Source organism: Hymenobacter piscis, from assembly GCF_018760735.1.
In the GTDB taxonomy this organism is placed as follows: Bacteria; Bacteroidota; Bacteroidia; order Cytophagales; family Hymenobacteraceae; genus Hymenobacter; species Hymenobacter piscis.
In genome coordinates this window covers 1-24455 of the sequence record NZ_JAHHZN010000013.1, presented here as the reverse complement: position 1 = coordinate 24455, position 24455 = coordinate 1, and the positions used below count along the sequence as shown (strand labels likewise).

Sequence of the window (24455 nt, the reverse complement as noted above, 5' to 3'; positions counted from 1 at the left end):
TTCCTGCTTCGGGCAGCAGAAAGCCTCCGCAACAGTTGTTGCGGAGGCTTTTTGGCGTTTTAGTAAGTTTATTTTACCCGGCTTTGGCGAAGTAGCATCTGTTGCTGCATCGCTTCGGTGAGGGCCGGGTCGGGCTGGCGGACGGGTGGGGTGCGCAGGTCCCGCAGATTGAAGCGCAGCCAGTACGGGCCATCGGCGTGGGTGAACTGCCCGTCGTGGTTGGTATCGGGCCGAACCTGGACCAGCAGCAGACTGGTTTTGGGTAAAATAAGCCGGTTGCCTAACTGGGCGTCATCAGGCGTGAGCTGGCGTACATGCCGGCCGCTACGGTCAGAAACGAACAGGGCGCTGGCGTCGTCCGTGTCCTGGCTGCCGTCGTGGTTCGTGTCGGCTTTGATGATGCGGTAAAATACGTAAGGCCAGCGCGCGCCGGGCTCGGGGGCAGCATCTATTTCCTGCACCGTAAAGCGCCCGTGCGGTAGCAGCGCGTGCTGCTGGCCGGTTTCTTTCTGAAAGAAGAGCACATTGTAGCAAGTACCTTCAATGCCGTCAGACTGCTCATCGTAGCTGTCGAAGGAGCTGCTGAGTACCCGGCTCCGGTCGGCTTTCTCCTGAGGCACCACTGAAACGGGCACGTAATAAAAAGAAGTGCTGTCGAGGTTGACGGGCGAGTTGTAGTGCACCCGAAACTGTTGAGCGGCCCGGTGCAGGGCGGCGGAATCAGGCCGAGTTTGGGATGCCGGAGCGGTGGCGGGGGGCGAGGTACCGTCAGGCGAGCAGGCCACAAAGGTTGCAGCCACCACCGCGGCGGGCAGAAAGCGGGGCAGGAGGAGCATAGCGCGCATTATTCCGCAATAAAGTCACTAATCCGGCAGCTCCAATTCCCGGGGCAGCTCAAACTTGAGAGTGCGGCTTTTACTGCGGGCGTGGAGCTGGGTCAGGAAGTCATCGAGGTCGGCCTTGTACTCCAGGCGCAGGTCTTCGTGCAGGTTTTTGAGCACGAGCTGGGCGGTACGGGCCGCCAGCCGGGCCGTGGCCGTGTAGAAGCCCGCGTACACGCTCTCAAACTGCCCGGTGTAGTTCTCGAAAATATGGCGCAGCGCGTACAGGTTCAGGTCGATTTCCAGACGCTTGTCCTTGGTAATGCGGCGGGCCCGGGCTACTTCCTTGGTGGCTTTGCTCAGGGCCTTGGTGAGGCTGCGGTTGAGTAACCGGCCCGTAGCACCCACCGCAAACAGCTCATGAATCTGGTCGGAGACCTGCTCGAACACGGTTTCCGTGGTCACGTCGGGCAGCAGCTCGTAGCAGAGCGTGTCGTAGAGCTCGGCGTCGCGGCGGGCCGCGCGCAGCAGCAGGGCTTCCTTTTCCTTGTCGGAGAGCTTCTTGAGGGCGCGTTTGAATTCGGCGGACGGGACGGGCATGAGGGGCGGGATGGGTGGATGGGTGGAGTATTGAATTTTTGGATGGGTGGATGAGTAAACGGTCAGAAAGAACGGTCATCCTGAGCAGAGCGAAGGATCTTATTACGTCATTACCAGTCGTTGCCGTAACCGTTCAAGCGTGATAAGGTCCTTCGCTCTGCTCAGGATGACAATTCAACCGTTCGAGCAATTCTCCCATCCAGCCATCCACCTAATTCAACTACAGCTTGTCGTCGAAGTAGTCGGTGATTTTCTGGTAGAGGTGGACGCGGTCCTTGCCGCCGACGTTGTGGGGGTGGCCGGGGTAGACGAAGTAGTCGAGCTGAATGCCCTTGTCGACGGCGGTTTTGAGGTAGTTGAGGCTGTGCTGCCACACCACTACGTCGTCCACGGTGCCGTGGATGAGCAGAAGCTTGCCCTGCAGCTTATCCACGTAGTTGAGCAGGTTGGCCGTTTGGTAGCCCTCGGGGTTTTCCTGGGGCGAATCCATGTAGCGCTCCGTGTACATGATTTCGTACAGGCGCCAGTCGATAACCGGGCCGCCGCCCACGCCCACCTTGAACGTGCCGGGGCTACGGGTCATGAGCGTAGTCGTCATGAAGCCGCCGAAGCTCCAGCCGTGCACGCCCAGGCGGTTCTGGTCCACGTAGGGCAGGCTTTTGAGGTAGTCTACGCCCCGAAGCTGGTCCTGCATCTCCACCGTGCCGAGCTGGCGGAACGTGGCCCGCTCGAAGGCCGAGCCCCGGTTGCCCGACCCGCGCGAGTCAATGGTAAACATGACGTAGCCCTTCTGGGCCATGAGCTGCATCCAGAGGTTGGAGCCGCTCAGCCAGGAATCCGTAACGAGCTGCACGTGCGGCCCGCCGTAGAGGTACACCACCGTGGGGTATTGCTTGCCGGGGTCGAAGCCGGGCGGGGTAATGAGGCGGCCGTAGAGGTCGGTAGTGCCGTCGGCGGCCTTGATGGTTACGATTTTCGTTTCGCCGAGCTGGTAGCCGGCCAGCGGGTTGGGGGCCGTGAGCAGGGTTTGGCGCACGGTGCTCTTGGCCACATCCACCACCTGAATTACGCGGGGCGTGGTGGCGTTGCTGAACATGTCGAGCAACTGTTTACCGGAAGGGCTCAGGGTGGCCGCGTGGGTGCCGGCCGTGGGCGTGAGGTCGCGCACGTTGCCGCCACTGAGCTTCACGGCATAAATGCGCCGCTGCAAGGGGCTGGCTGCCGTGCTCTGGAACACCACTTCCCGGTCGTTGTTGGCGAAGCCCAGCACGTCCGTCACCTGCCAGGCGCCTTTGGTGAGCTGGCGCAGCAGCCGGCCGCTGGTGTTATACAGGTAAATATGCTCGTACCCGTCGCGCTGACTGCGCCAGAGAAACTGGTCGGAGTGGCCGGGCACGAACTGGGCCGCGTGCAGGGGCTCCACAAAGTCCTTGTCGGACTTCTCCTCGAACAGCGTTTTGATAAAGGCGCCGGTGGTGGCGTCGTACTCATTGAAGCGCAGGTGGTTCTGGCCCCGGTTGAGTACGGCCAGGTAGATGCGCTTCTCGTCGGGGCTCCAGCTCAGGTTGGTCAGGTACTGCTCCCGGGGCTCCCCGGTTTGCAGAAACACGGTTTGACGGGTGCTCAGGTCGTACACGCCCAGCGTCACCTGGTGGCTGGTGTCGCCGGCCATCGGGTACTTGAAAGCTTTCTCGCGGGCCGGCGTTTCGGTCAGGTCCACCAGCGGGTAGTCCGTTACCATCGTCTGGTCCATGCGGTAGAAGGCCAGCTTGGCACCCGTGGGGCCCCAGAACGTGCCCTTCGTGATGCCGAACTCCGAGCGGTGGGCGGCTTGCCCGTTCACGATGCCCGGGTTGGTTTCGGTGGTCACGGCTTCGTTCTCGCGCCCGGCCATTGATACGTACAGGTTCTGGGCCTTGGTGTAGGCCACCCGGGCGTGGGTGGGGTCGAGGTCCACGTTTTCGGCGGCCGGGTCGTAGCCGAAAAGCGCCGTGGCTTGCTTACTGGCTGCATCCACGCGGTACACCTTGCTCAGGCGGGTCAGCAGCGCGGTTTGGGCGTCGGCCCAGGTGAGGGTGGGGAAGGCGGTGGCTTTCACGGCGGGGGCGCCGGCGGCCTGCAGGGCCTGGTTCAGCTCACCGAGGGTGAACACCGCCCTGAGTGGGCCGCCGGCAGTGCCGCGCACCACTTCGTCCTGGCCGCCGGTGGTGCGCAGGTAGCTGTATTCGTCCTGGGAACCCGGAATCCAGGTGAGCTGGCGCAGATTTTCGGGCTGGAGGCTGCGGTTGAGGAAGGCGTCGGCCATGGTGAGCGGCCGGGGCTGCTGGGCCAGGGCGGGGCGGGAAGCCAGCAGCAGCACCAGGGCCAGCCAGGGCAGGCGGCGGGAGGCGGGAAGGTGGGGCATAGGGAAAAAAAGGAGCATTCGAAAGGCGGAAATTACGGCGGATTTCGGGAGCAAACCGCGCCGGGGGCGGACCCGGCGGCACTCTGTCCATTCTTTTCGGGGCCCGGAAACGATTCAGGCAACCGGGCTGTTATACCCGGCTGCCAAGGCCCTGCCAATCCGCTTTCGGCCCGTTTTTTTCGTATTTTTGCCCCCATGAACAGCAACCCGCAAATCGAGTACGACGAGGACGTTCTGCTCCTGGAAGAAACCACGGACCTGCGCGACCTGATCGTCTACAACGACGACCACAACACGTTCGACCACGTCATCAAAACCCTCATCGACGTGTGCGGCCACCAGCCCGAACAGGCTGAGCAGTGCACCCTCCTTATTCACTATAAAGGCCAGTGTACCGTCAAACATGGCAGCTACGACGAACTATCCGGCATGTGCACCGCCATCCACGACCGCGGCATCTCGGCCGACGTCCTTTGATTTAGTTGTCAGTGGCCAGTTGTTGGTTGTCAGTTCGCTTCGCTAAACCGATGCGTTGCCTGAGACGAACAACGAACAACTAACAACCAACAACTAAACCTGCATGGAATTTCCTTCCAAGTTGATTGAAAACGCCGTCGGCGAATTGTCGAAGCTGCCGGGGGTAGGGAAGAAGACCGCCCTGCGGCTGGCCCTGCACCTGCTCAAGGCCGAAACCGATACCACCGCCTCGCTGGCCGAGGCGCTGGCCAAGATGCGCTTCGAAATCCGCTACTGCGACACCTGCCACAACATTTCCGATACGCCGGAGTGCGCCATCTGCGCCAGCCACCTGCGCGACCAGAGCACGGTCTGCGTGGTGTCGGACATCCGCGACGTGATTGCCATCGAGAATACGGCCCAGTACCAGGGCATGTACCACGTGCTGGGCGGCGTGATTTCGCCCATCGAAGGCATCGGCCCCAGCGACCTGACCATCGACTCGCTGGTGGAGCGCGTGACCCGCGAGGGCTCCGAAATCCGGGAGGTCATTCTGGCCATCAGCCCCACCATGGAGGGCGACACCACCGCCTTTTACCTTTCCCGCAAGCTCCGCGACCTGCCCGAGCTGCACGTGAGCACCATCGCCCGCGGCATCCCCATGGGCGGGGAGCTGGAGTACGCCGATGAAATCACCCTGGGCCGCAGCATCGTGGACCGCCAGCGCCAGGCGCGGTAGGGGAGCGGCAGAACTAGCGGAAGCTGCGTAACTTTCGCGGCCTTACCTGCTCCGCCGCGTGCCGCCCGAAACCGTCCTGTCCGTCGTTATCGTCAATTACAACGTCTGCTACTTTCTGGAGCAGGCGCTGCTTTCGGTGCGGCGGGCGGTGGAGAAAATGGGTCGGCCGGTGGAGGTATTCGTGGTCGATAACAACTCCGTCGACGGCTCGGTGGCCATGGTGAAGGCCCGGTTTCCGGAGGTTATCCTGATTGAGAACCACGACAACCCCGGCTTCTCGAAGGCCAACAACCAGGCCCTGCGGCGCGCTACCGGCCGCTATCAGCTCCTGCTCAACCCCGATACGGTGGTGGAGGAGGATACCTTCCGGCTCTGCTGCGAGTTCCTGGACGAGCACCCGCGCTGCGGCGGCCTGGGCGTGAAAATGCTCGATGGCCAGGGTCGGTTTCTGCCCGAGAGCAAGCGCGGCCTGCCCACGCCCTGGGTGGCGTTCTACAAGATTTTCGGGCTGGCCCGGCTGTTTCCCCGGTCGCGGCGCTTCGGGCGCTACCACCTGGGCTTCCTCAGCCCCGATGAAACTCACGAAATTGACGTGCTCAGCGGGGCCTTCATGCTCATGCGCCAGGCCGCGCTGGCCCAAGTGGGTCTGCTCGACGAGGACTATTTCATGTACGGCGAGGACATCGACCTCTCGTACCGCCTCACCCAGGGAGGCTGGCAGAACTACTACTACCCCGGCACCCGCATCATTCATTACAAGGGCGAAAGCACCAAGCGCACGAGCGTGAACTACGTGTTCGTGTTCTACCGGGCCATGGTGATTTTTGCCCGCAAGCACTTCGCCCCCGACCGGGCGGGCACGTTTTCGCTGCTGATTAATATGGCCATCTGGCTGCGGGCGGGGGCGGCGGTCCTGCAGCGCGTGCTGGTGCGGGCGGCCCCGGTGCTGCTCGATGCGGGGCTGGTGTACGCGGGTATGTACCTGCTCAAAACTTACTGGGAGCAGAACCACAAATACGTGCGGGTGCCTTACCCCGAAAAGTACATGCTGGTAGCCGTGCCGGTGTACATTGGGGTGTGGCTGCTGGCGGCGTTTTTCAGCGGGGCCTACGACCGGCCCTTCCGGGCGGGGCGGCTGGTGCGCGGCATTGCCGTGGGCACGCTGCTGATTTCGGCCCTCAGTAACTTTCTCGATGCCTGGCGCTTCTCCAAGGCCCTTATTGTGCTGGGCGGGGCCTGGGCCGTGGCGGCGCTGCTGCTACGCCGGGTGGCCGGTAACTACCTGCGCCACCGCCGCCTGAGCCTGGCCGATCAGCCCCAGAAAAACGTGGGCATCGTGGGCTCCTGGGAGGAAAGCCGGCGGGTGCGCCAGCTGCTGGAGCAGGCCGCCGTGCCGGCCCGCGTAATTGGCTACGTGGCCCCTGGCCCGGCGGTGGCCAGCGCCAACCCGCCCGCCGCCGCCGCCGATGACCTGCTGGGCGAGGTGCGCCAGCTCGAGGACATTATCCGCATCTATGGCCTGAGCGAGCTGGTGTTCTGCGGCCGCGACCTGCCCGCCAGCCAGATTATCGGCCTGATGGTGGCGCTGCCCCAGCACCCGCCGGTGGCCTTCAAAATCCTGCCCCAGGACAGCGAGTACATCATCGGCAGCTCCGGCAAGGACTCGCCCGGCGACTACTACGCTCTCGACATCACGCTCAACCTGTTCCGGCCCGCCCAGGTGCGCAACAAGCGCCTGCTCGATGTGCTGGTGAGCCTGCTGCTGCTGGTCCTGAGCCCCGTGCTGGTGTGGGGGCAGCGCCACCAGCTGGGCTTCCTGCGCAACTGCCTGCGGGTGCTGGGCGGCGCCCGCACCTGGGTGGGCCTGCGCCACGCCACCGCCCCGGGCCGGGCCGCCCACGCCGTGCTTTCGCCCACCGATGCCGTGCAATCGGAAGCCCCGCTCACCGCGGCCACCCGCCGCCGCCTGGAGCTGCTCTACGCCAAAGACTACGAGCCCGCCACCGACCTGCGCGTGCTCGGGCAGTGCTTCCGGCAGCTGGGCCGGGAGCAGGAGTAGGACGTTGTAGCGACGCGGAAACCGGATGCAGGATGTTTGAAGTGCGCGCCGTACATTCCGCGTACTTTTGAGTTCCATTCGTTTCTCCCAACCCCCCTTCTGATGTCCGCTGCCGACGCTACCACCCTTGCGCCCCTCGTTTTGTCTGACCGCATCAACGCCATGCAGGAGTCCCAGACCATTGCCATGGCCAAAAAAGCCCGGGCCCTGGCCGCCGAGGGAGTGGACGTTATCAGCCTGAGCTTCGGGGAGCCCGATTTCCAGACGCCCCAGTACATCAAGGATGCCGCCAAGCAGGCCCTCGACGAAGGCTACACCTTCTATACGCCCGTGCCCGGCTACCCGGAGCTGCGCCAGGCCATCTGCGACAAATTCCGCCGCGACAACCAGCTCGACTACCAGCCCGCCAACATTGTGGTGAGCACCGGGGCCAAGCAGTCGTTGGCCAACGTGGTGCTGAGCCTGGTGAACCCCGGCGACGAAGTGGTGGTGTTTTCGCCCTACTGGGTAAGCTACGAGGAAATGGTGCGCCTGGCCGAGGGCGTGACCGTGCCGCTGGTGGGCACCCTGGAAAACGAGTTCAAGGTGACGGCCGCCCAACTGGAGGCCGCCATTACGCCCCGCACCCGCCTCATCATGTACTCTTCGCCCTGCAACCCCACCGGGGCCGTGTTCAGCCGCGAGGAGCTGGCCGCCATTGCCGACGTGGTGGCCCGCCACCCCCACGTGCACGTGCTGGCCGATGAGATTTACGAGTACATCAACTTCGTGGGCGAGCACGTGAGCCTGGCCCAGTTTGCCGAGGTGAAGGAGCGCGTGATTACCGTGAACGGCTTCTCGAAGGGCTACGCCATGACGGGCTGGCGGGTGGGCTACCTGGCCGCCCGCCCCGAAATTGCGGCCGCCTGCGAGAAAATCCAGAGCCAGATAACCTCCGGTACCTGCTCCATTGCCCAGCGCGCCGCCCTGGCCGCGCTGCAGGGGGGGCGCAGCTCGGCCGATGAGATGGTAACGGCTTACCGCCGCCGCCGCGACCTGGTGCTGGACTTGGTAAAGGACATTCCCGGCTTCCGGACCAACGTGCCCAGCGGAGCCTTCTACATCTTCCCCGACGTGAGCGGCTACTTCGGCCGGGCCACGCCCGCCGGCCCCGTCATCGAGTCCGCCGCCGACCTGGCCATGTACCTGCTCAACGATGCCCACGTGGCGGCCGTGGACGGCGCCGCCTTCGGGGCCCCCGACTGCCTGCGCTTCAGCACCGCCGCCGCCGACGAAAAGCTCCGCGAAGCCTTCCTGCGCATCAAAGCCTCCCTGGCAAAGCTGGGGTAAGTTGGGTGAGGAAGTGAGAGGTGAGGGGAGATAAGCGGCCAACCGAACGTCATTCCGAGCGGAGCCGAGGAATCTCGCGTGCTGATGTAGTAGTGGTAACTCCGACGCCGGGGTGAGTACCACAACGTCAGCACGCGAGATTCCTCGGCTCCGCTCGGAATGACGTGCTGGTTCAAGCCGGTCCTGTATCACTTCATCACCCTGTCACCTCCTCACTTCTCAATACTGAGTTACCTTTGCGGCTTCGTACCTGAACCTGTTGCAATGCCCGCTGCCGTACCGCCCGCCACGCTGCCCGAACTTTTCGCCGCCTTTAACGGCCTCACCGTGCTCATCGTGGGCGACGTGATGATGGACGCCTACGTGTGGGGCAAAGCCGCCCGGCTCTCGCCCGAAGCCCCGGTGCCGGTGGTGAACGTGAGCCGGACCGAGCAGCGCCTCGGTGGGGCCGCCAACGTGGCCCTCAACGTGCAGGCCCTGGGCGCCACGCCGCTGCTGTGCGCCGTCATCGGGCAGGACCAGGGCGGCGACCAGCTGCTGGAGCTGCTGCAAACCAGCGGCCTCTCGGCCGCGGGCATCGTGCGCTCCGGAGCCCGGCCTACTACAGTGAAGCAGCGCGTGCTGGCCCACGGCCAGCAGCTGCTGCGCATTGATTCGGAAGTAGAGACGGAGCTTAACGCCGAAGAAAATGCCGGTCTCACCGCCCGCTTCGGGCAGCTGCTGGGCCGCGCCGACGTGGTGATTTTCGAGGATTATGACAAGGGCGTGCTCACCGAAGCCAACATCCGCCACTTCATCGACCAGGCCCGGGCCCAGGGCGTACCCACGGTGGTCGACCCCAAAAAGAAGAACTTCCTGGCCTACCGTCACTGCACCCTGTTCAAGCCCAACCTCAAGGAGCTGCGCGAAGGCCTCAAGCTGGAATTCGGGGACCCCACCACCGACCGGCCCGGCTTCGAGGCGGCCGTGGCCCGGCTCCGGGAGGTGCTGGCGCCGGAAGTCGTGCTCGTAACCCTTTCGGAGCACGGCGTGTTCGCCCAGCAGGAAACGCGCAAAACCTACCTGCCGGCCCACCTGCGCACTATCTCCGACGTTTCGGGGGCGGGGGATACGGTCATCAGCATTGCCGCCCTGTGCGTGGCGCTGGGTCTGCCCGTGCCCGCCACGGCCGCCCTGGCCAACCTGGGCGGCGGCCTGGTCTGCGAGCAGGTGGGCGTGGTGCCCATCGAGAAAACCCTGCTGCAGCAGGAAGCCGGGCGCGTGGGGCTCCACTGGCAGAGTGCGGACTAAGGTCAGGGCGTAATCAGCTTGGGGGCTTCGGCCAGCAGGGCCTGGGTGTGAGCCGAAAGCACAAAGCACGCCGTGACGAAGGCCCCGTACGTGAGCCCGAGGGCCAGTCGGCGGCCCGCCAGCCCCCGCCACGTCCACGCCGCCGGCCAACCGAAGCAGGCCCCGGCCAGCAGCAGCCAGTGCAGGGGCAGCATGTAGCGGCATTCCATGGGGAGCGGAATAGCTGTAAAGGCCGGAATAAGCAGCGGCAGCGCCGTTAGCAGGGCCAGGCGCGAGAGGCGCTGCCCGCGCACCAGCAGCACGGTACCCGCCAAGAACAGCAGCGTGTAATTTATCCAGGCCAGCACGGCGGTGTTGGTGTACACCCGGTACAGGTAGGGCGTGGGGTAAAGCACATCCAGGCCGTTGAACAGATGGCGGCCGTTCAGAGCCACCATATCGGCGGGGTGCTGGGCGACTACTTGCAGGTATTCGCCGTAGGAGTCAATCTTATGGTTGAAATTCTGTTGCAGCAGCTGGGTGCCGGCCGGATCCTGGTAGCGAACCTGGGGAATGGGGTAATCGGCCGCAATGCCGGTTTCGTATTTCTGCATCGAAAAGCCCGCGTTCATCTGCAGCAGGTACAGGTCGCCGGCCTCCACCATGCCGGGGTCCTGAAAATCGATGCCGATAACCAGCGGCCGGTTCACGCCAAAATTCCGGTAGTTGATCAGCCACTGCGGCCCGCTCGTCAGCAGAAAGCCCGCGGTGAAGGCCAGCAGAAACCGCCCCGTGGTTTTATGCCACGGTTGGGTAGTGGCCCGGCTGACGGCCACACTGCCCAGCAGCACCAGGAAGGGCAGCGCCACCAGGTAAATGGGACGAATGTTGACCACGAAAGCTGCCAGCGCCCCCGCCAGCAGCAACCGCCCCGCCGTGGGCCGGCCGTGCAGCAGGTAGAGGGCGCCGCCCAATCCGGCCAGGGCCGGAAAATCGGTGAGGGTGTAGTTGAAATAGTCGCGCCAGAGCAGGAATACCACGCCGATGAACAGGGCCCGCCGGCCCGCCCCCACCCGCTGGCCGCTCACCCGCTGCCACAGGGCCGGCACCAGACCGGCCGTCAGGCCCGCGGCCAGCAGGACCCCCAGGAGCTTGATGAGTGTTTCGGCAAAGAAAATTCCGGCCTGATCCAGCGCCACCACGGGCACGTAGAGCAAGGGAAACAGGCACCCGCGCAGCCCGCTCCTGAAGTTGAGCAGGGAGAAATTATTCTGCTGGTAAAGGTCCTGGGCCAGTTGCCAATACCCATTGGCATCGTACACCTGGGTGTGGAACCGGGACGTGAACACGTGAATGCCGAACAGCAGAAACGCCACGCCAAACCAAAACCAGGAGCGGGAAGCAAGACGGGTAAATACAGGGGGCATAGCGGGCAGGTAGCGCACGAAAGACACGATAAAACCCAAGCAGCCCGCCTGCTGCGTCGCGGGGCGTACGGAACAGGCGGGCTGCGAGCGGGCGCGGCAAAGAACTATCCCCGCAGGGTGGGGCTGTATTCCTTGACCGTGTTGATGAATACCCGCACGTTGTCGGGATTGGTGTCGGGGTAAACGCCGTGGCCCAGGTTGGCAATGTGGCGCTGGGGCCCGAACTGGTCGAGCATGGCGATGGTGGCGGCGCGCACCTGCGCGGGGGTGCCATAGAGGGCACAGGGGTCGAGGTTGCCCTGCAGGGTTTTGTCGCCCACCAACGGGCGCACGGCCCGCGGGTCCTGGTTCCAGTCGAGGCCGATGGTGCGGCAGGGCAGCTGGGCGAATTCCTCCACGGCCCAGAAGGCGCCTTTGGCAAACACCGTTACGGGCACCTCCGGAATAGCCCGGCAGATTTCGGCAATGTAGCGGCTGCTGAACTCCTGGTAGTGGGCGGGGGGCAGAATGCCGGCCCAGGAATCAAACACCTGAATCAGGTTGGCCCCGGCGGCCACCTGGGCCCGCAGGTAGGCAATGGTGGTGGCCGTGATTTTGCGCAGCAGCTCGTGGGCCAGCTCGGGCTCGGCGTAGAGCATGCGGCGGGCCTTGCTGAAGGTTTTGGAGCCGTGGCCCTCCACCATGTAGGCCAGAATCGTCCAGGGCGCGCCGGCAAACCCGATGAGCGGCACCCGGCCGTTGAGGGCGCGCTTGGTCACGCGCAGGGCCTCCAGCACGTAGCCCAGGTGCTCCTCGGGGTCGGCGATGCGCATGCGGGCCACGTCCTGGGCGGTTTTGATGGTTTCCGGGAACAGCGGGCCGCGGGCTTCCACCATCTCGTAGGTGAGGCCCATGGCCTCGGGCACCACCAGAATGTCGGAGAAGATGATGGCCGCGTCCACGTCGAGCGCGTCCACGGGCTGAATGGTGACTTCGGCGGCCAGCTCGGGCGTTTCCACCAGTTCCTTGAAGCCGCTCAGGCGGCCCCGCAGGGCGCGGTATTCGGGCAGAATACGGCCCGCCTGGCGCATGAGCCATACGGGGGTACGTTCGGTGTCTTCGCCGCGGGCGGCACGCAGAAGCAGGTCGTTCTTGAGCACAGGGTTTGGAGCTGTTAGCTAATAGCGGCTGGCTGCTAGCTGGGGGGTGAAAAGGGGAGGTTGAGTGCTGGCCGGTTTAATCAGAGCGAGCAAGCTGAGGGCCAGCAGCCCGCCGCGCAAAATTAAGCAACAAACAGAGCCTTGATGGCCGTCATGATGAAATTCACGCCGATGGCCAGGGTCAGGAAACCCATGATGCGGGCCAGGGCCGCCATGCCGGGCCGGCCCAGGAAACGGGTGAGCCGGAGCGAGGACATGAGGATGATGTAGGAGGCAACTACCACCAGCACGAACCCAAGAAAGATCAGGGCCATGTCGGAGTAAGTGAGTTTGTTGGTGAACAGGCTGATGCACACGGCCATGGAGCCCGGGCCCGAGAGCATGGGCATGGCCAGGGGCGTAAAACTGATGTCGTCCTTGGCCCGGCTGGCCTCAATGGTTTCTTCCGACACCTTGGCCCGGTTGCCGCCCGGCGTCAGCAGATCGAAGGCCGAGCGCATGAGCAGAATACCGCCCGCAATGCGCAGATGGTGAATGTTGATGCCAAAGAAGTTCAGCACGTACTGGCCCGCAAAAAACGACACCGACAGCACGCCCAGCATGTACATGCAGGCTTTCAGCCCGATGCTGGCCCGCTCGGCGGGCGTATCGTCCTCCGTGAGCGTCAGGAAGACCGGCATGGCCCCGAACGGATTAACAACGGAAAGCAACGTGGTGAACGTGGCGAGCAGAATATTCATAGGCAGCGGCGGGCGGGCAGGCAAAGGTACGAGCCTTTGAGAATCAGCAAGCAGGAAAAACGCTAAGTTTGGCGTAACAACTCCACTACAAGCCGGCGCGTACACCCTGCGCCGGCCGGTCGAATGCCCACTTACCGGCTCCGTTGCCGGTTCTTGTTTCTTCCCTCCCCAAGCCTGCCTGCCTAGTGCCCGACTTCGACTCTCTTCCCCTTTGGCACACCCTACTGCACGGCCTGGTCCTGCTGCTGGCCGTGGCTGGTCTGGTAGCCACCCTGCTGCCGCTGCTGCGCCAGACGGCGTGGTGGATCCGGGTATTTGACTTTCCGCGCCTCCAGATTGTGGGCGTGCTGCTCGTGGTTATGCTGGGCGGAGTGGCCCTGGGCTGGCATGCCCTGCCCGGCTACTACGGCCTGGGTCTGCTGCTGGCGCTGGCGGCGGCCGTGGTGTATCAGCTGTTCCGGATTGTGCCCTATACCCCGCTGGTAAAAAAGCAGGTGGGCGACAGCACCCTCAAGGACGGTAAGCGCCACCTGAGCCTGGTGATGATGAACGTGCTGCAGTTCAACAAACAGGGCAGCAAAGCCCTGCAGGTGCTACAGCAGGCCGATGCCGACATCATCATGGCCGTGGAAACCGACCAGTGGTGGTACGAGCAGCTCAAGCCCCTGGAAGAAACCCACCCCCACACCTGTCACGAACCGCTCGACAACACCTACGGCCTGCTGTTTTTCTCGCGCCTCAAGCTGGATAGCTGCGACATCAAGTACCTGCTCGACGACGACGTGCCCAGCCTGCATGCCCGCGTGCAGCTGGCCGACGGCCGTACCTGGGTGCAGGTGTACGGGCTGCATCCCAAGCCACCAGCACCGGCCGAATCCAAAACCAGCACCAAGCGCGACGCCGAGCTGCTGCTGGTGGGCAAGGCCATCGACAAGAAGGATGAGCCCACCATCGTGTTCGGGGATATGAACGACGTAGCCTGGTCGCACACCTCCGAGCTGTTCCGGCGCGTCAGCGGCCTCATGGACCCGCGCGTGGGCCGGGGCCTGCTGCCCACCTTCCACGCCGAACATTACCTGTTGCGCTGGCCCCTCGACCACGTATTCGTGTCGGCCCACTTCAAGGTAGACGATATGGAGCGCCTGCCCTACGTGGGCTCCGACCATTTCCCCATCTACATCAAGCTCAGCTACGAGCCCCACGACAAGGAGGAGCAGGAGGAAAACTGCGAGGAAGCCGACGCCGACGACCACGCCGAAGCCACCGAGAAGATACAGGAAGGCTTCGAAGAGGAAGAGGAGGAAGAAGCCGAGGAAGCTGCCAACCCCGGCGAGAAAAAGGAGCTGACCACCTGAGTCGGCAATCCGCCGTGCTTGTGGCCCCCGCCCCGGATTGGGGCGGTGCTGTAAAGTAGCAGGCCCGGCGGTTGCGCTACTTGGTCATGAGTAGGCGTTGAGCCCGGAAACAGACGATTCTCCGGCAAGGGACTTGCCGTGAGCCGGCCGTTTGCGCTGCTCGAAGCCGGGGGCCAAATCAGGCATTGCCACAATCCCACCGAATAAGCCGGCTTACAGCTCTTCGTACAGCCAGGCCATCTGCTGCCGGGCCACGGAGTCGGGCAGGAGCTTCATTACGTGGTTGCGTAGGCTAACCAGCCAGGGGTTTGCCACCTGGCCCACCCGGCCCAGGTGCCAGGACGTGCGCACCACGCGGGCGGTGCGGGACCGGCGGCGGCGCTCAAACGCCCGGAAGGCGGCGGCAATATCGGTGGGAGAGGAAGCCAGGCACCGGGCCAGTACGGCGGCATCTTCCACGGCCATGCCGGCTCCCTGGCCCAGGTTAGGCGTGGTGGCGTGGGCCGCATCCCCGAGCAGCAATATTCGGCCCTGCGCGAAATGGGCCAGCGGGGGCAGGTCCTGAATGTCGTTCCAGAGTAGCTGGTGGCTGCCGGTGCGGGCCAGCAGCTGCGGCACCGGGTCCGGAAACGCCCCGAACGCACGCTGCAGGTCCGCGGGGGAATACGCCTGAAACTTTGGATTGCGGGGCTGCGGGCTATTCAGGCAGGCAAACCAGTACACCTGCCCGCCACCCACCGGCACGTACCCGAACCGCCGCCCGGCGTCCCCCCACACCTCCGCCGACTCGCCCGCGGGCAGGTTCAGCTCAGCCGCGGCCACTACGGCCCGCCAGCAGGTGTAGCCCGCGTAGCGCGGCTCCGCCCGGGGCCACAGCTGCCGGCGCACCCGGGAGCGAATACCATCGGCCCCTATGAGGGCATCGGCCGTGGCCGTGCGGCCGTCGGCAAAGTGGGCGGTGAGGGTGGCACCCTGCGCGGTGAAGTGCCCGAAGGCGGTGCCGGTTTGTACGGTGCCCGGTGGCAGGTGCCGGAGCAGGGCATGCTGCAGGGCGGCCCGGTGAATGCCCAGATTATCGAAGCCCACGGCGCGGGTAAACGGGGTGGTATCGGCACGCTGCAGCACGCGGCCGCGCTGGTCGAGCAGGTGCAGCAGCGTAACCGGAGTACCGAGGGGCCGTACGGCCGCGTGCAGGTCCAGCTCGTGCAAAGCCCGCATGGCGTTAGCGCCCAGCACAAGCCCGGCCCCCACTTCCCGGATTTCCGGCGCAGCTTCGTGCACCCGTACGGTGTGGCCCTGCCGCAGCAGCGCGTGCGCCGCCGTTAGGCCGCCAATCCCGGCCCCGATGATCAGAAAATGCGCCATAAAATGAAGGTATTATTGGTCATGTCATTTCGATACAGGTAGCTACGATACCGTCATTCGGAGCTTGCTGAGGATCTGCTTACCGTCTGATCAGGTAAGGGCGACGAAACATGATAGCAGATTATCCTTATCTGGTCGGTGTAACGGAGGGTAGCTTGCCTCCGGCGTACGATTAAACAAAAAAAGGCCCGAAGCAAGCTGCTTCGGGCCTTTCTGATTCAGGACTGCGGCTGCGGTATTCGCCGCATCAGCGTCCTCTGTGGTTACTTGCCTTCCACTTCTTCGTAATCCACGTCGGTTACGTTGTCGGTGTTGGCACTGCCCTGGCCGTTGCCGCCGGGCTGGCCGGCGCCCCCGAAGGGGTTGCCGCCGTCGGCACCGGGCTGGCCGCCTTCGGCACCGCCCTGGGCGTACATTTCCTGCGAAGCGGCCTGCCAGGCTGTGTTGATGGCCGCCATAGCGGTATCAATGGCACCGAGGTCCTTGCTCTCGTGGGCCTTTTTAAGGTCAGCGAGGGCGTTTTCGACGGCCGTTTTGTTGCCCGCGCTCAGCTTGTCGCCGTACTCGGTCATCTGCTTCTCGGTCTGGAAAATCATGGAGTCGGCCTGGTTGACCTTCTCGATTTTCTCGCGCTCGGCCTTGTCGGCTTCGGCGTTCGACTGAGCTTCCTGGCGCATGCGCTCGATGTCGGCGTCGGAGAGGCCCGACGAGGCTTCGATGCGGATTTTCTGCTCCTTGCCGGTGCCTTTGTCCTTGGCCGTTACGTGCAGGATGCCGTTGGCATCAATGTCGAAGGTTACTTCGATCTGCGGTACGCCGCGGGGGGAAGGCGGGATGGAGTCGAGGTGGAACTTGCCGATGGTGCGGTTCTGCGACGCCAGGGGCCGCTCGCCTTGCAACACATGAATTTCTACCGAAGGCTGGTTATCCGAAGCCGTGGAGAAGGTTTCCGATTTCTTGGTCGGGATGGTGGTGTTGCTCTCGATGAGCTTGGTCATCACGCCGCCCATGGTCTCGATGCCGAGGCTCAGCGGGGTTACGTCAAGCAGGAGCACATCCTTCACCTCGCCGGTGAGTACGCCGCCCTGGATGGCCGCACCAATGGCCACCACTTCATCGGGGTTCACGCCCTTGCTGGGCTTCTTGCCGAAGAACTTCTCTACCTCTTCCTGAATGCGCGGAATACGGGTCGAGCCACCTACCAGAATCACGTCGTCGATGTCCGAAGTGCTCAGGCCGGCGTCCTGGAGGGCCTTTTTCACGGGCTCCATGCTGCGCTTGAACAGCGTGTCGGCCAGCTGCTCGAACTTCGAGCGGCTCAGCTTCACCACCAGGTGCTTGGGGCCCGAGGCCGTAGCGGTGATGTAGGGCAGATTAATTTCGGTTTCCGACGACGAGGACAGCTCTACTTTGGCTTTCTCGGCGGCCTCTTTCAGGCGCTGGAGGGCCATGGCGTCCTTGCGCAGGTCCATGCCCTCGTTGTCCGAGGCGAACTGGTCGGCCAGGAAGTTGATGATGACCTGGTCGAAGTCGTCGCCGCCGAGGTGGGTGTCACCGTTGGTGCTCAGTACTTCGAATACGCCGTTGTCGAGCTCCAGAATCGAGATATCGAACGTACCACCCCCGAGGTCGTACACGGCCACTTTGTGGTTGGAGTGGTCCTTGTCGAGGCCGTAGGCCAGGGCGGCGGCGGTGGGCTCGTTGATGATGCGCTTCACCTCCAGACCGGCAATGGCGCCGGCCTCCTTGGTAGCCTGACGCTGGGCGTCGTTGAAGTAGGCCGGAACCGTGATAACGGCTTCGGTGACCGTGGTGCCGAGGTACTCTTCAGCGGTCTGCTTCATCTTCTGAAGCACCATGGCCGAAATTTCCTGGGGCGTGTAGTTCCGGTCGCCGATTTTCACGGTGGCCGTGTTGTTGGTGCCGCTGGTTACGTCGTAGGGCACGTTTTTGGCTTCTTCGGAAACTTCCGAGAAGTTACGGCCCATGAAGCGCTTGATGCTCTGGATGGTGTTGTTGGGGTTGGTAATGGCCTGGCGCTTGGCAGGGTCCCCCACTTTGCGCTCACCTTTACCATTGTCGAGGAACGCGACAATCGAGGGAGTCGTGCGGCGGCCTTCGCTGTTTGGAATTACCACCGGCTCGTTGCCTTCCATCACGGCCACGCAGGAGTTGGTGGTGCCGAGGTCAATACCGATTATTTTTCCCATTGTGTTGGTTGTATTATTAGGAGTTAAGATGTCAGTTGAAACAGGGGCTACCCTGTGCACGGCGGTAATTACAAGAGGCGTACCAGCCCCCGAAATGCCCGTTTCTTGTGACAGATTGTCATTTTAAGCCAGGAGTTGGACCGATTCCGTGCCGGACTGACTTCTACGAAAAACCCGCCCGCCGGATATGCTGACAGGCGGGCAGGCGCTTTCGCAGAACATGCTTTATCTGCCTTCCGACTGCCCGGCCAGAAACCCCGCCACCGTGCGCTGCCACCGCTCCTTGTGTTTCCACCAGTAGGGCTCGTGGCCGGAGCCGGCAAAATCCTGACGCTGCTTGGGGCCGGCCAGGGCGGCGAAAATGGCGTCGGTTTCGGGACGCGTCACGCGCGGGTCGGCGGTGCCCCAGAGCAGCAGGGTGGGCGTGGGCGTGCGGGCCGCGTAGGCGGTGGCGTTGAGGTCGAAGGCCCGGAAGTTGTTTTCCAGCCCGCCCCAGAACACCAGCAGGTTGGCCATGGGGAAGGACGGCACGCCCATGGAGCGGAAGCGGCTTTGGGCTGTTTCGAGCATGGAGCCGTAGGGGCACTCCAGCACGTTGGCGGTGGGCCGCACGCCCAGCTCGGCCTCGGCCCGCAACGTAGCCACCGCGCCCATGGACTTGGCGTACACCACCACCGGGCCGGGCCGCCGCTGGAGCCAGCGCACCACGGCCGCCACATCGGCCGCTTCGTGGTGACCCACGGTGCACTGGGAGCCCGCCGAGCCGCCGTTGCCGGCAAAATCAGTGAGCAGCACGTTGTAGCCCAGGCGGCGGAAGGTGGCGGCTTCGGTCAGTAGGTGGCTTTTGGAACTGGTGTAGCCGTGAAACAGGGCCACCGTGCCCCGGGCTCGGGGCACTGCGCTATACCAGCTTTCCAGCCGGCCATTCGTACTCCGCAGCTGCACCGTAGCGTACGGAAACGCCGGCCGGGCGTGGTTCTGCGGCTTGGGCACGCGAATGCCAGTGGCCAGCACGCACAGCTTCCGGGGTAGCGTGAGTTGCTCGGGGCTGGTGGTACGTGGGCCGGCCGGGGCCGTGAAGTGGGTGAAGCGCCAGGCGTGAAACGCAGCCACCACGTTCAGCGCCCCGAATAGCACCGCAACGGCCAGCAACAGCCATTTCAGCCGCCGCCGCTGCATTAGCCGCGCTGCTTGCGTCCGCCGCTGCCCGCCGTGCCGGGCTTGCTACCCGGTTTGCCGCCAGTCGGTTTCGGACCGAAGGATTTGCTTCCCGGCGCGGACTTGCCGCCGGCTGGTTTGGCCCCGGCTGGTTTGCCGGCTGGCCGGGCGTCCGGACCGGGCTTGCTGCCGGCGGGTTTTGGGCCGGCTGATTTCGGACCCGCCGTAGGCTTACCGCCCGTTGGTTTCGCACCGGATGGTCTGCCCGGGGCTGGTTTGCCGCCGGCCGAGCGGGCGGGGGCGGGGCGGGTGCCGGGGGCCGTGAAGCCACCGCGGTTACCGCTGCTTTTCTTGCCGCCGGGCGGGATGCCCCCGGGCCAGTACTCCGAGGTTTTGGGCGTTTTGAAGGTGCCGGCGGCGGCCGTCTGGGCGGCCATGTCCTCGGTGAGCACCTGCACTTCGCGGGTGGTCAGCTCCCGCCACTGACCGGGCTGGAGGTCGGCCAGCTGCAAACCGGCAATGGCGGCGCGCACCAGGCGTAGGGTGGGGTAGCCCACGGCGGCCGTCATCTTGCGCACCTGCCGGTTCATACCCTGGGAAATGCGAATTTGCACCCAGCTGGTGGGAATGGCGGCCCGGAAGCGCACCGGCTTGCTCCGCTCCCAGAGCCCGGGAGCCTCGGGCAGCAGCTCCGCCTCGGCGGGGGAGGTGTAGCCGGTTTTCAGGTCCACGCCCCGGCGCAGGTTCTCCAGGGCGGCCTCCGTGGGCACGCCTTCCACCTGCACCCAATAGGTTTTCGGCACCTTGAAGCGGGGCTCGGAGAGGCGGTGCTGGAGCTGTTTGTCGTCGGTGAGCAGCACCAGGCCCTCAGAATCGTAATCGAGCCGGCCCACGGGGTAGATATTGGGCACGTCCACGAAGTCCTTGAGCGTCTGCCGGCCGGTTTCGTCGGTAAACTGGGTCAGGACTTCGTAGGGCTTGTTGAGCAGAATGTAGCGCATGGCGGGGGAGGAGCGAATGAGTGACTCGGGGATTGCGTGAGCCGGTCTGTCATCCTTCGCTGCGCTCAGGATGACAGCTTTTTTACAGTAAACGCAAAGGTACGCTTACCGGGCCAGCCGGCGGCGACGGACACTCTCGGCGATGAGCAGGCGCACCTGGCCGGTGGGGCTAACCACGTACTCGCCACTGTCGCGCACCAGAATGCCGTCCGGGGTCTGGTCGCGGTAGTCGTGGTAGATGAGCAGACCGATGCGGGCCGTATCGGCAGCCGTGGGGGCGGGGGGGGCGGGCAGACCGTTAATTTCGGCCATCTGGGCCAGGTAGAGCAGGGAGTCGCGGCGGGTGTAGGGCTGGCTGCGGAACTTGCCGGGATAGTAGTGCTTGGCGTCGGAGGCGCGGTTGCGCACGAAGTCCTGCACGGCCAGCTCGGCCTTTTTCTCGGTTGATTTCGCGCAGCCGGCAAGTGCAAGGACGGCCGCGAGCAGGGGAAGATATTTCATGATTGGAATGTAGGAGCGAAACGTCAGGCGGATTATCTACGCGGCAGGCGTTAAAAATTGGGAATGGTCATGCTGACCCAGGTTGAAGTAGCCCTACAGCTTCGTTACGCAAGCTGGGAATACCGCTGCGGTAGAGATGCTTCGACTGCGCCTCCGGACACTGGCTCGATGCGCCACATGCTCAGCATGACGTTCGTTTTACTGACAACTAGCAACTGACAACCGACAACTCACACCCCGCCGGAATATTTACGGGTGGCCCATTCTGCGGTCAGCAGGCCCAGGAGCAGGAAAAACAGCCATTTCTGGTTGATGAGGTCCTGGAGATCTTCCTGCTCATAGAGGACGGGTTTGTAGCCGGCCTTGCTAATGTCCTGGGCCAGCTGGTCGAGTTGGGGCGGGAAGTAGAGGCGCTGGCCGCCGCGGCGGGCCAGTTGGGAGAGCAGGTTGTGGTCGGCGCGGCTTTGCAGGGCTTCGAGCTGCTGTTCTTCCACCAGCACCTCGCCGGCATCGCGCTGGGGCTGGCCGCCGAGGGTGGCGCGGGCCTCGTAGCGGTAGAGGCCGGCCGGCAGCTGGCCCAGGTGCACGGGCGCGCCGTCGGGGGTGGGGGCGAAGGTGAAGGAGCGGGTTTTCTGCTGCTCGTCGCGAAGCGTGAGCGTCACCGGGTCGCCATAGATGCGCTCGAAGATGGCGTTGTAGGTTTCGGCCCCGAAGGTCACGTCGTCGGGGGTATTGAAGGCGTCCTGGGTGGGATACACGTCGAGGCGCTTGCGGTTGGCGTTCTGGGTGAGCAGCTGGAGCGTGCGCAGCACCAGCCGGTCGTAGGCCTCGGGCCGGTCATCGTGCTCCACGGCTTCCTGGAGGCGCCATTGCCAACTGCCGTCGGTGAGCAGGGTGGCCTGGCGCCGGGCCGGCGACCCACCGAACACGAGCAGGGGCTTCTGGGTTTTCACCCGCCCCACCTGCTGCCAGAGTGCGGCTTCGGCCCCGTCGCTGAGGCGGGCATCCCCGAAGGGCACCGGCGCGGGCGGGTAAGCGGCAAAGCGCCGCCGGGCGTCATCCTCGAAGGTAAACCGGCCAAAGGTCGGGTTGGGCACGGGCGTCACGTCGTCGGTCTGGGAGCCGCGGGGCGTGATGGTGAGGCCCGCGCCGAGGCGGTTGTAGGCCCCGAAATCGGACTGCGCCCCCAGCACGTAGAGGGCCGGGGCGCGGCGGGCCTGCACCTGGGCCAGCACCTCGGCGCCCACCCCGCTGCGAGCGGGTAGCTGGTGCAGAATGGCCACGTCGAAGTCCTGGTTTTTGAGCGGGCGGATGCCGGGCAGGTAGGTGATGAGGTCGAAGTTGTCGTTTTGCAGGATGGCGGCGCGCAGGGCCTTGAGGTCGGGGTGGGGGGCGGCCCCGGCCAGCAGCACCCGCAGCTTGCCCTTCACCACCTCGAGGTAGGCGAATTTCTGGTTGTTGAGCCGGGTGAATTCGCCGGGCAGGGGCGCGGCCACCACTTCGTAGCGGCGCTTGCCGGGGCCGGTGGCCGTGATGAGGAACGTAGTTTTGGTGCGCGTCTGGCCGGCGGGCAGGGCCACGCGCTTGGTTTGCAGCACCCGGCCATTCTCGCGCAGCTGCACGGTGGCCGTGGTGCCGGCCGCGAAACCGGCGTAGGCCAGCTCCACTTCCAGCGGAAACTGATTGCCGCTGAAGGCTACCCGGTTGTAGGTGAGGGCGGGCAGGCTCAGGTCCTTTTTGGGGATGGTGTCGCCCACGCCCACGGCGTAAATTGGGAAGCGGTAATCGGCGAACTGCGGGGCCTGGCCCTGGTTCACGAGGCCATCGGAGAGCAGCACAACGCCCGCCAGGTTGCGGCCCTGAAACGTTGCGCCGATGCCGGCCAGCAGCCCGTCGAGGTCGGTGGCCGGGGCTCGGAACCGCACCGAATCGGGCGGGGTGGCGCGGTTGGCGGCCGAGAGCGTGCGGGTTTCCACCGCGAAGCCCTGACGGCGCAACTCGGCCGCCAGCCGGCTGAGGCCGGCCGTGGCCTGGCCCAGCACGGCCGGGGGCGTGAACAGTTCCACTGACCGCGAATCATCCAGGGCCAGCACCACGGTGGGTTTTTCGGTGGTGGTGGTCGTTGATTTAAGGAAAGGGGAAAGCAGCAGAAAGCACAGCAGGCTCACCACCACAAAGCGCACGGCCGCCAGCGCGTAGTTCAGGGTCCGGCTCCAGGGCGCGGTGGCCGAGTAGAGCAGGGCCGCGTAGCCCGCGCCCACCAGCAGACATAACCCAATAAACCAGGGAGAAGCAGATAAAATCAAAAGCCGGTAGAATCAGTGGAAGCCAGGGGAAACCCAAGAACCCCGCCCAGGCGCGGTTGGTTGCGTGAAGGTACGCAGCCCGGCCGAACGCCCGCTCCCTGCGGCCGTGGCTGGTCAAAACGGCAGGCCGTGCCGGGGCTTGATGGTGCTAACGGCCTTACGGATGATTCTTCTATATTAGCCGCATCCATATTGCTACGGCCTGCGGGCCTCTCTTATTATGCCCATGTCTATTCTTGCCCTGCGGACCGCTCTGGTCCTGGCCGCGGCCCTGACGGTCGTCAGCCCGCTCTCCGCCCAAACTGCCAGCCGGACTCCCCAGCCCGCCCCAATGGCCAAACGGCCGCCCGCGACGGTGGCGGAGTTGTACGCGGGAGCCCGCCAGGCGGCCCTGAAACAGGATTCCAAGACGGCGCTGCGCCAGCTGAATCAGGCGGTGGCCAAAGGATTTATTGCGGCCGAAACCCTGGAGCAGGAAGCTGATTTTATCTCGCTCCGGAAGCTGCCCGGCTGGGTGCGACTGGTCGGTTTCGCCAGCGCCCGCCAGCGCCAACACGAGTCCGCCTTCGACCCCAAGCTCATGGCGCTAATGAGGGAGATGCGCTATCAGGACCAGCATTACCGGCACATTGCCGCAGAAGCGGAGCGGCAATACGGGCCGGGTTCGCCGCAGGAACAAGCGGCAGAAAGAGCACAAAGCCCATTAGATTTGCAACTCATCCGTCAGGTAGACAGCCTGATAACTATTCACGGCTACCCCGGCAAGTCGAAGGTGGGCGAGTACCAGAAGTCAACCGCCTTCCTCGTCATCCAGCACAATCCCGACGAAAAGTACCTGCCGCTGCTCACCGCCGCCGCCGATAAGGGCGAGCTGAACTGGTCGTCGGTGGCCCTGCTCATTGACCGAACCCGAGGCATGAAAGGCGAAAAGCAGCTCTACGGCTCCCAGTTGGGGCCGGCCGTGAACGGTAAGTACACACTGCAACCCATCGAAGACGAGCCCAACGTGAACGTGCGCCGGGCCAGAGTGGGCCTGGAGCCGCTGGAGGAGTATCTGAAACAGAACTATGATGTTGCTTACCAGGTGCCAACGGCCACCCACAACCCTAACCCACCCGAACTCTACACTCAGCCTCGATCAGCAACGGAAGAGGAAGAAGAGTCGCCGGTGGAGCTAATCGGGGGCAACGAAGCCCTCTACGCCCGCCTGCAATACCCCGCCGCCGCCCGTCAGCAGAACCTGAGCGGCAGTGTCACGTTGCAAATGACCATCGACCCCCAGGGCGCACCCCAAAACGTCATGGTGGTGCGGGGCCTCGGGGCCGGCTGCGACGAGGAGGCGCTGCGCGTGATGCGCGCCGCCCGCTTCACCAACGCCCGCGGCCAGGACCACGAAATCCGGATGAGCCTGCCGTTTCCGTACGTGGCGGGGAAGTAGAAACTATGATGTAGGACTTACGCAAACGGCTTTCTCAGCGTACCAAGCCCATGAAAGTCACCGCTCAATTGTATGGCCAGTTTCTGCTCAGCAGCCAGGTCAACTACACCGGCACTTACTTGGCCGAGCACCTGGCCG

General features: G+C 64.3%; 19 protein-coding genes. 7 read left to right on the top strand and 12 right to left on the bottom strand.

The genetic code is table 11. From position 1 onward, the window contains the following. Nucleotides 1-68 precede the first annotated feature (68 nt). The 3 genes from KLP40_RS13970 to KLP40_RS13960 form a co-directional block, all read right to left on the bottom strand. Nucleotides 69-845, bottom strand: coding sequence for a hypothetical protein (locus KLP40_RS13970; protein ID WP_215594445.1), 777 nt, complete (start codon nucleotides 843-845; stop codon nucleotides 69-71). A gap of 18 nt (nucleotides 846-863) precedes the next feature. After that, nucleotides 864-1421 (bottom strand): hypothetical protein, encoded by a 558-nt coding sequence (locus tag KLP40_RS13965; protein WP_215594444.1) that lies wholly within the window; start codon nucleotides 1419-1421, stop codon nucleotides 864-866. Between the two features lie 220 nt (nucleotides 1422-1641). Beyond that, nucleotides 1642-3825, bottom strand: coding sequence for a S9 family peptidase (locus KLP40_RS13960; RefSeq protein ID WP_215594443.1), 2184 nt, complete (start codon nucleotides 3823-3825; stop codon nucleotides 1642-1644). Between the two features lie 195 nt (nucleotides 3826-4020). Here KLP40_RS13960 and KLP40_RS13955 point away from each other — a divergent pair, with 195 nt between their 5' ends. The 5 genes from KLP40_RS13955 (at nucleotide 4021) to KLP40_RS13935 (ending at nucleotide 9698) form a co-directional block, all read left to right on the top strand. After that, nucleotides 4021-4302, top strand: a complete 282-nt coding sequence (locus tag KLP40_RS13955; protein WP_215594442.1) for an ATP-dependent Clp protease adaptor ClpS — start codon at nucleotides 4021-4023, stop codon at nucleotides 4300-4302. A gap of 103 nt (nucleotides 4303-4405) precedes the next feature. After that, nucleotides 4406-5020, top strand: coding sequence for a recombination mediator RecR (recR, locus tag KLP40_RS13950; protein ID WP_215594441.1), 615 nt, complete (start codon nucleotides 4406-4408; stop codon nucleotides 5018-5020). Between the two features lie 58 nt (nucleotides 5021-5078). Then, on the top strand, nucleotides 5079-7079 hold the full coding sequence (locus KLP40_RS13945; RefSeq protein ID WP_215594440.1) for a glycosyltransferase family 2 protein: 2001 nt from the start codon (nucleotides 5079-5081) through the stop codon (nucleotides 7077-7079). A gap of 102 nt (nucleotides 7080-7181) precedes the next feature. After that, nucleotides 7182-8408: a pyridoxal phosphate-dependent aminotransferase gene (locus tag KLP40_RS13940; RefSeq protein ID WP_215594439.1), complete on the top strand. Its 1227-nt coding sequence runs from the start codon at nucleotides 7182-7184 to the stop codon at nucleotides 8406-8408. Nucleotides 8409-8672: 264 nt separating this feature from the next. Further along, nucleotides 8673-9698, top strand: a complete 1026-nt coding sequence (locus KLP40_RS13935; RefSeq protein WP_215594438.1) for a bifunctional heptose 7-phosphate kinase/heptose 1-phosphate adenyltransferase — start codon at nucleotides 8673-8675, stop codon at nucleotides 9696-9698. A 2-nt stretch (nucleotides 9699-9700) separates the two neighbouring features. On the opposite strand, the gene KLP40_RS13930 is transcribed toward KLP40_RS13935, so the two are convergent. From KLP40_RS13930 to KLP40_RS13920, 3 genes are all read right to left on the bottom strand, one after another. Continuing rightward, complete coding sequence (locus tag KLP40_RS13930) at nucleotides 9701-11104, bottom strand: hypothetical protein (protein ID WP_215594437.1); 1404 nt, start codon at nucleotides 11102-11104, stop codon at nucleotides 9701-9703. A 104-nt stretch (nucleotides 11105-11208) separates the two neighbouring features. Then, entirely contained in the window at nucleotides 11209-12243 is a 1035-nt protein-coding gene (gene hemE / locus KLP40_RS13925) for a uroporphyrinogen decarboxylase (RefSeq protein WP_215594436.1), read from the bottom strand. Between the two features lie 122 nt (nucleotides 12244-12365). Next, nucleotides 12366-12983: a MarC family protein gene (locus KLP40_RS13920; protein ID WP_215594434.1), complete on the bottom strand. Its 618-nt coding sequence runs from the start codon at nucleotides 12981-12983 to the stop codon at nucleotides 12366-12368. Between the two features lie 185 nt (nucleotides 12984-13168). On the opposite strand from KLP40_RS13920, the gene KLP40_RS13915 reads away from it, so the two are divergent. Further along, complete coding sequence (locus KLP40_RS13915) at nucleotides 13169-14338, top strand: endonuclease/exonuclease/phosphatase family protein (RefSeq protein ID WP_215594433.1); 1170 nt, start codon at nucleotides 13169-13171, stop codon at nucleotides 14336-14338. 213 nt (nucleotides 14339-14551) lie between these two features. Here KLP40_RS13915 and KLP40_RS13910 read toward each other — a convergent pair whose 3' ends face one another. The 6 genes from KLP40_RS13910 to KLP40_RS13885 all read right to left on the bottom strand — a co-directional run bounded on the left by KLP40_RS13910 (nucleotide 14552) and on the right by KLP40_RS13885 (nucleotide 22879). Next, nucleotides 14552-15703, bottom strand: coding sequence for an FAD-dependent monooxygenase (locus KLP40_RS13910; RefSeq protein ID WP_215594432.1), 1152 nt, complete (start codon nucleotides 15701-15703; stop codon nucleotides 14552-14554). Nucleotides 15704-15966: 263 nt separating this feature from the next. Then, the gene (gene dnaK / locus KLP40_RS13905; RefSeq protein ID WP_215594431.1) at nucleotides 15967-17913 is read right to left on the bottom strand and encodes a molecular chaperone DnaK; all 1947 of its coding nucleotides are present in this window, start codon (nucleotides 17911-17913) and stop codon (nucleotides 15967-15969) included. A gap of 225 nt (nucleotides 17914-18138) precedes the next feature. Continuing rightward, entirely contained in the window at nucleotides 18139-19092 is a 954-nt protein-coding gene (locus KLP40_RS13900) for an alpha/beta hydrolase (RefSeq protein ID WP_215594430.1), read from the bottom strand. Continuing rightward, complete coding sequence (locus KLP40_RS13895; protein WP_215594428.1) at nucleotides 19092-20072, bottom strand: pseudouridine synthase; 981 nt, start codon at nucleotides 20070-20072, stop codon at nucleotides 19092-19094. The genes KLP40_RS13900 and KLP40_RS13895 overlap by 1 nt, the downstream gene beginning before the upstream one ends. Before the next feature lie 105 nt (nucleotides 20073-20177). Then, nucleotides 20178-20573 (bottom strand): hypothetical protein, encoded by a 396-nt coding sequence (locus tag KLP40_RS13890; RefSeq protein ID WP_215594427.1) that lies wholly within the window; start codon nucleotides 20571-20573, stop codon nucleotides 20178-20180. Between the two features lie 230 nt (nucleotides 20574-20803). After that, nucleotides 20804-22879 carry a VWA domain-containing protein gene (locus tag KLP40_RS13885; RefSeq protein ID WP_246558851.1) on the bottom strand — a complete coding sequence of 692 codons (2076 nt, stop codon included), beginning with the start codon at nucleotides 22877-22879 and terminating at the stop codon, nucleotides 20804-20806. A gap of 226 nt (nucleotides 22880-23105) precedes the next feature. Between KLP40_RS13885 and KLP40_RS13880 the strand changes: the two genes are divergently transcribed. Next, nucleotides 23106-24317, top strand: coding sequence for an energy transducer TonB (locus KLP40_RS13880; protein WP_215594426.1), 1212 nt, complete (start codon nucleotides 23106-23108; stop codon nucleotides 24315-24317). Nucleotides 24318-24455 lie beyond the last annotated feature (138 nt).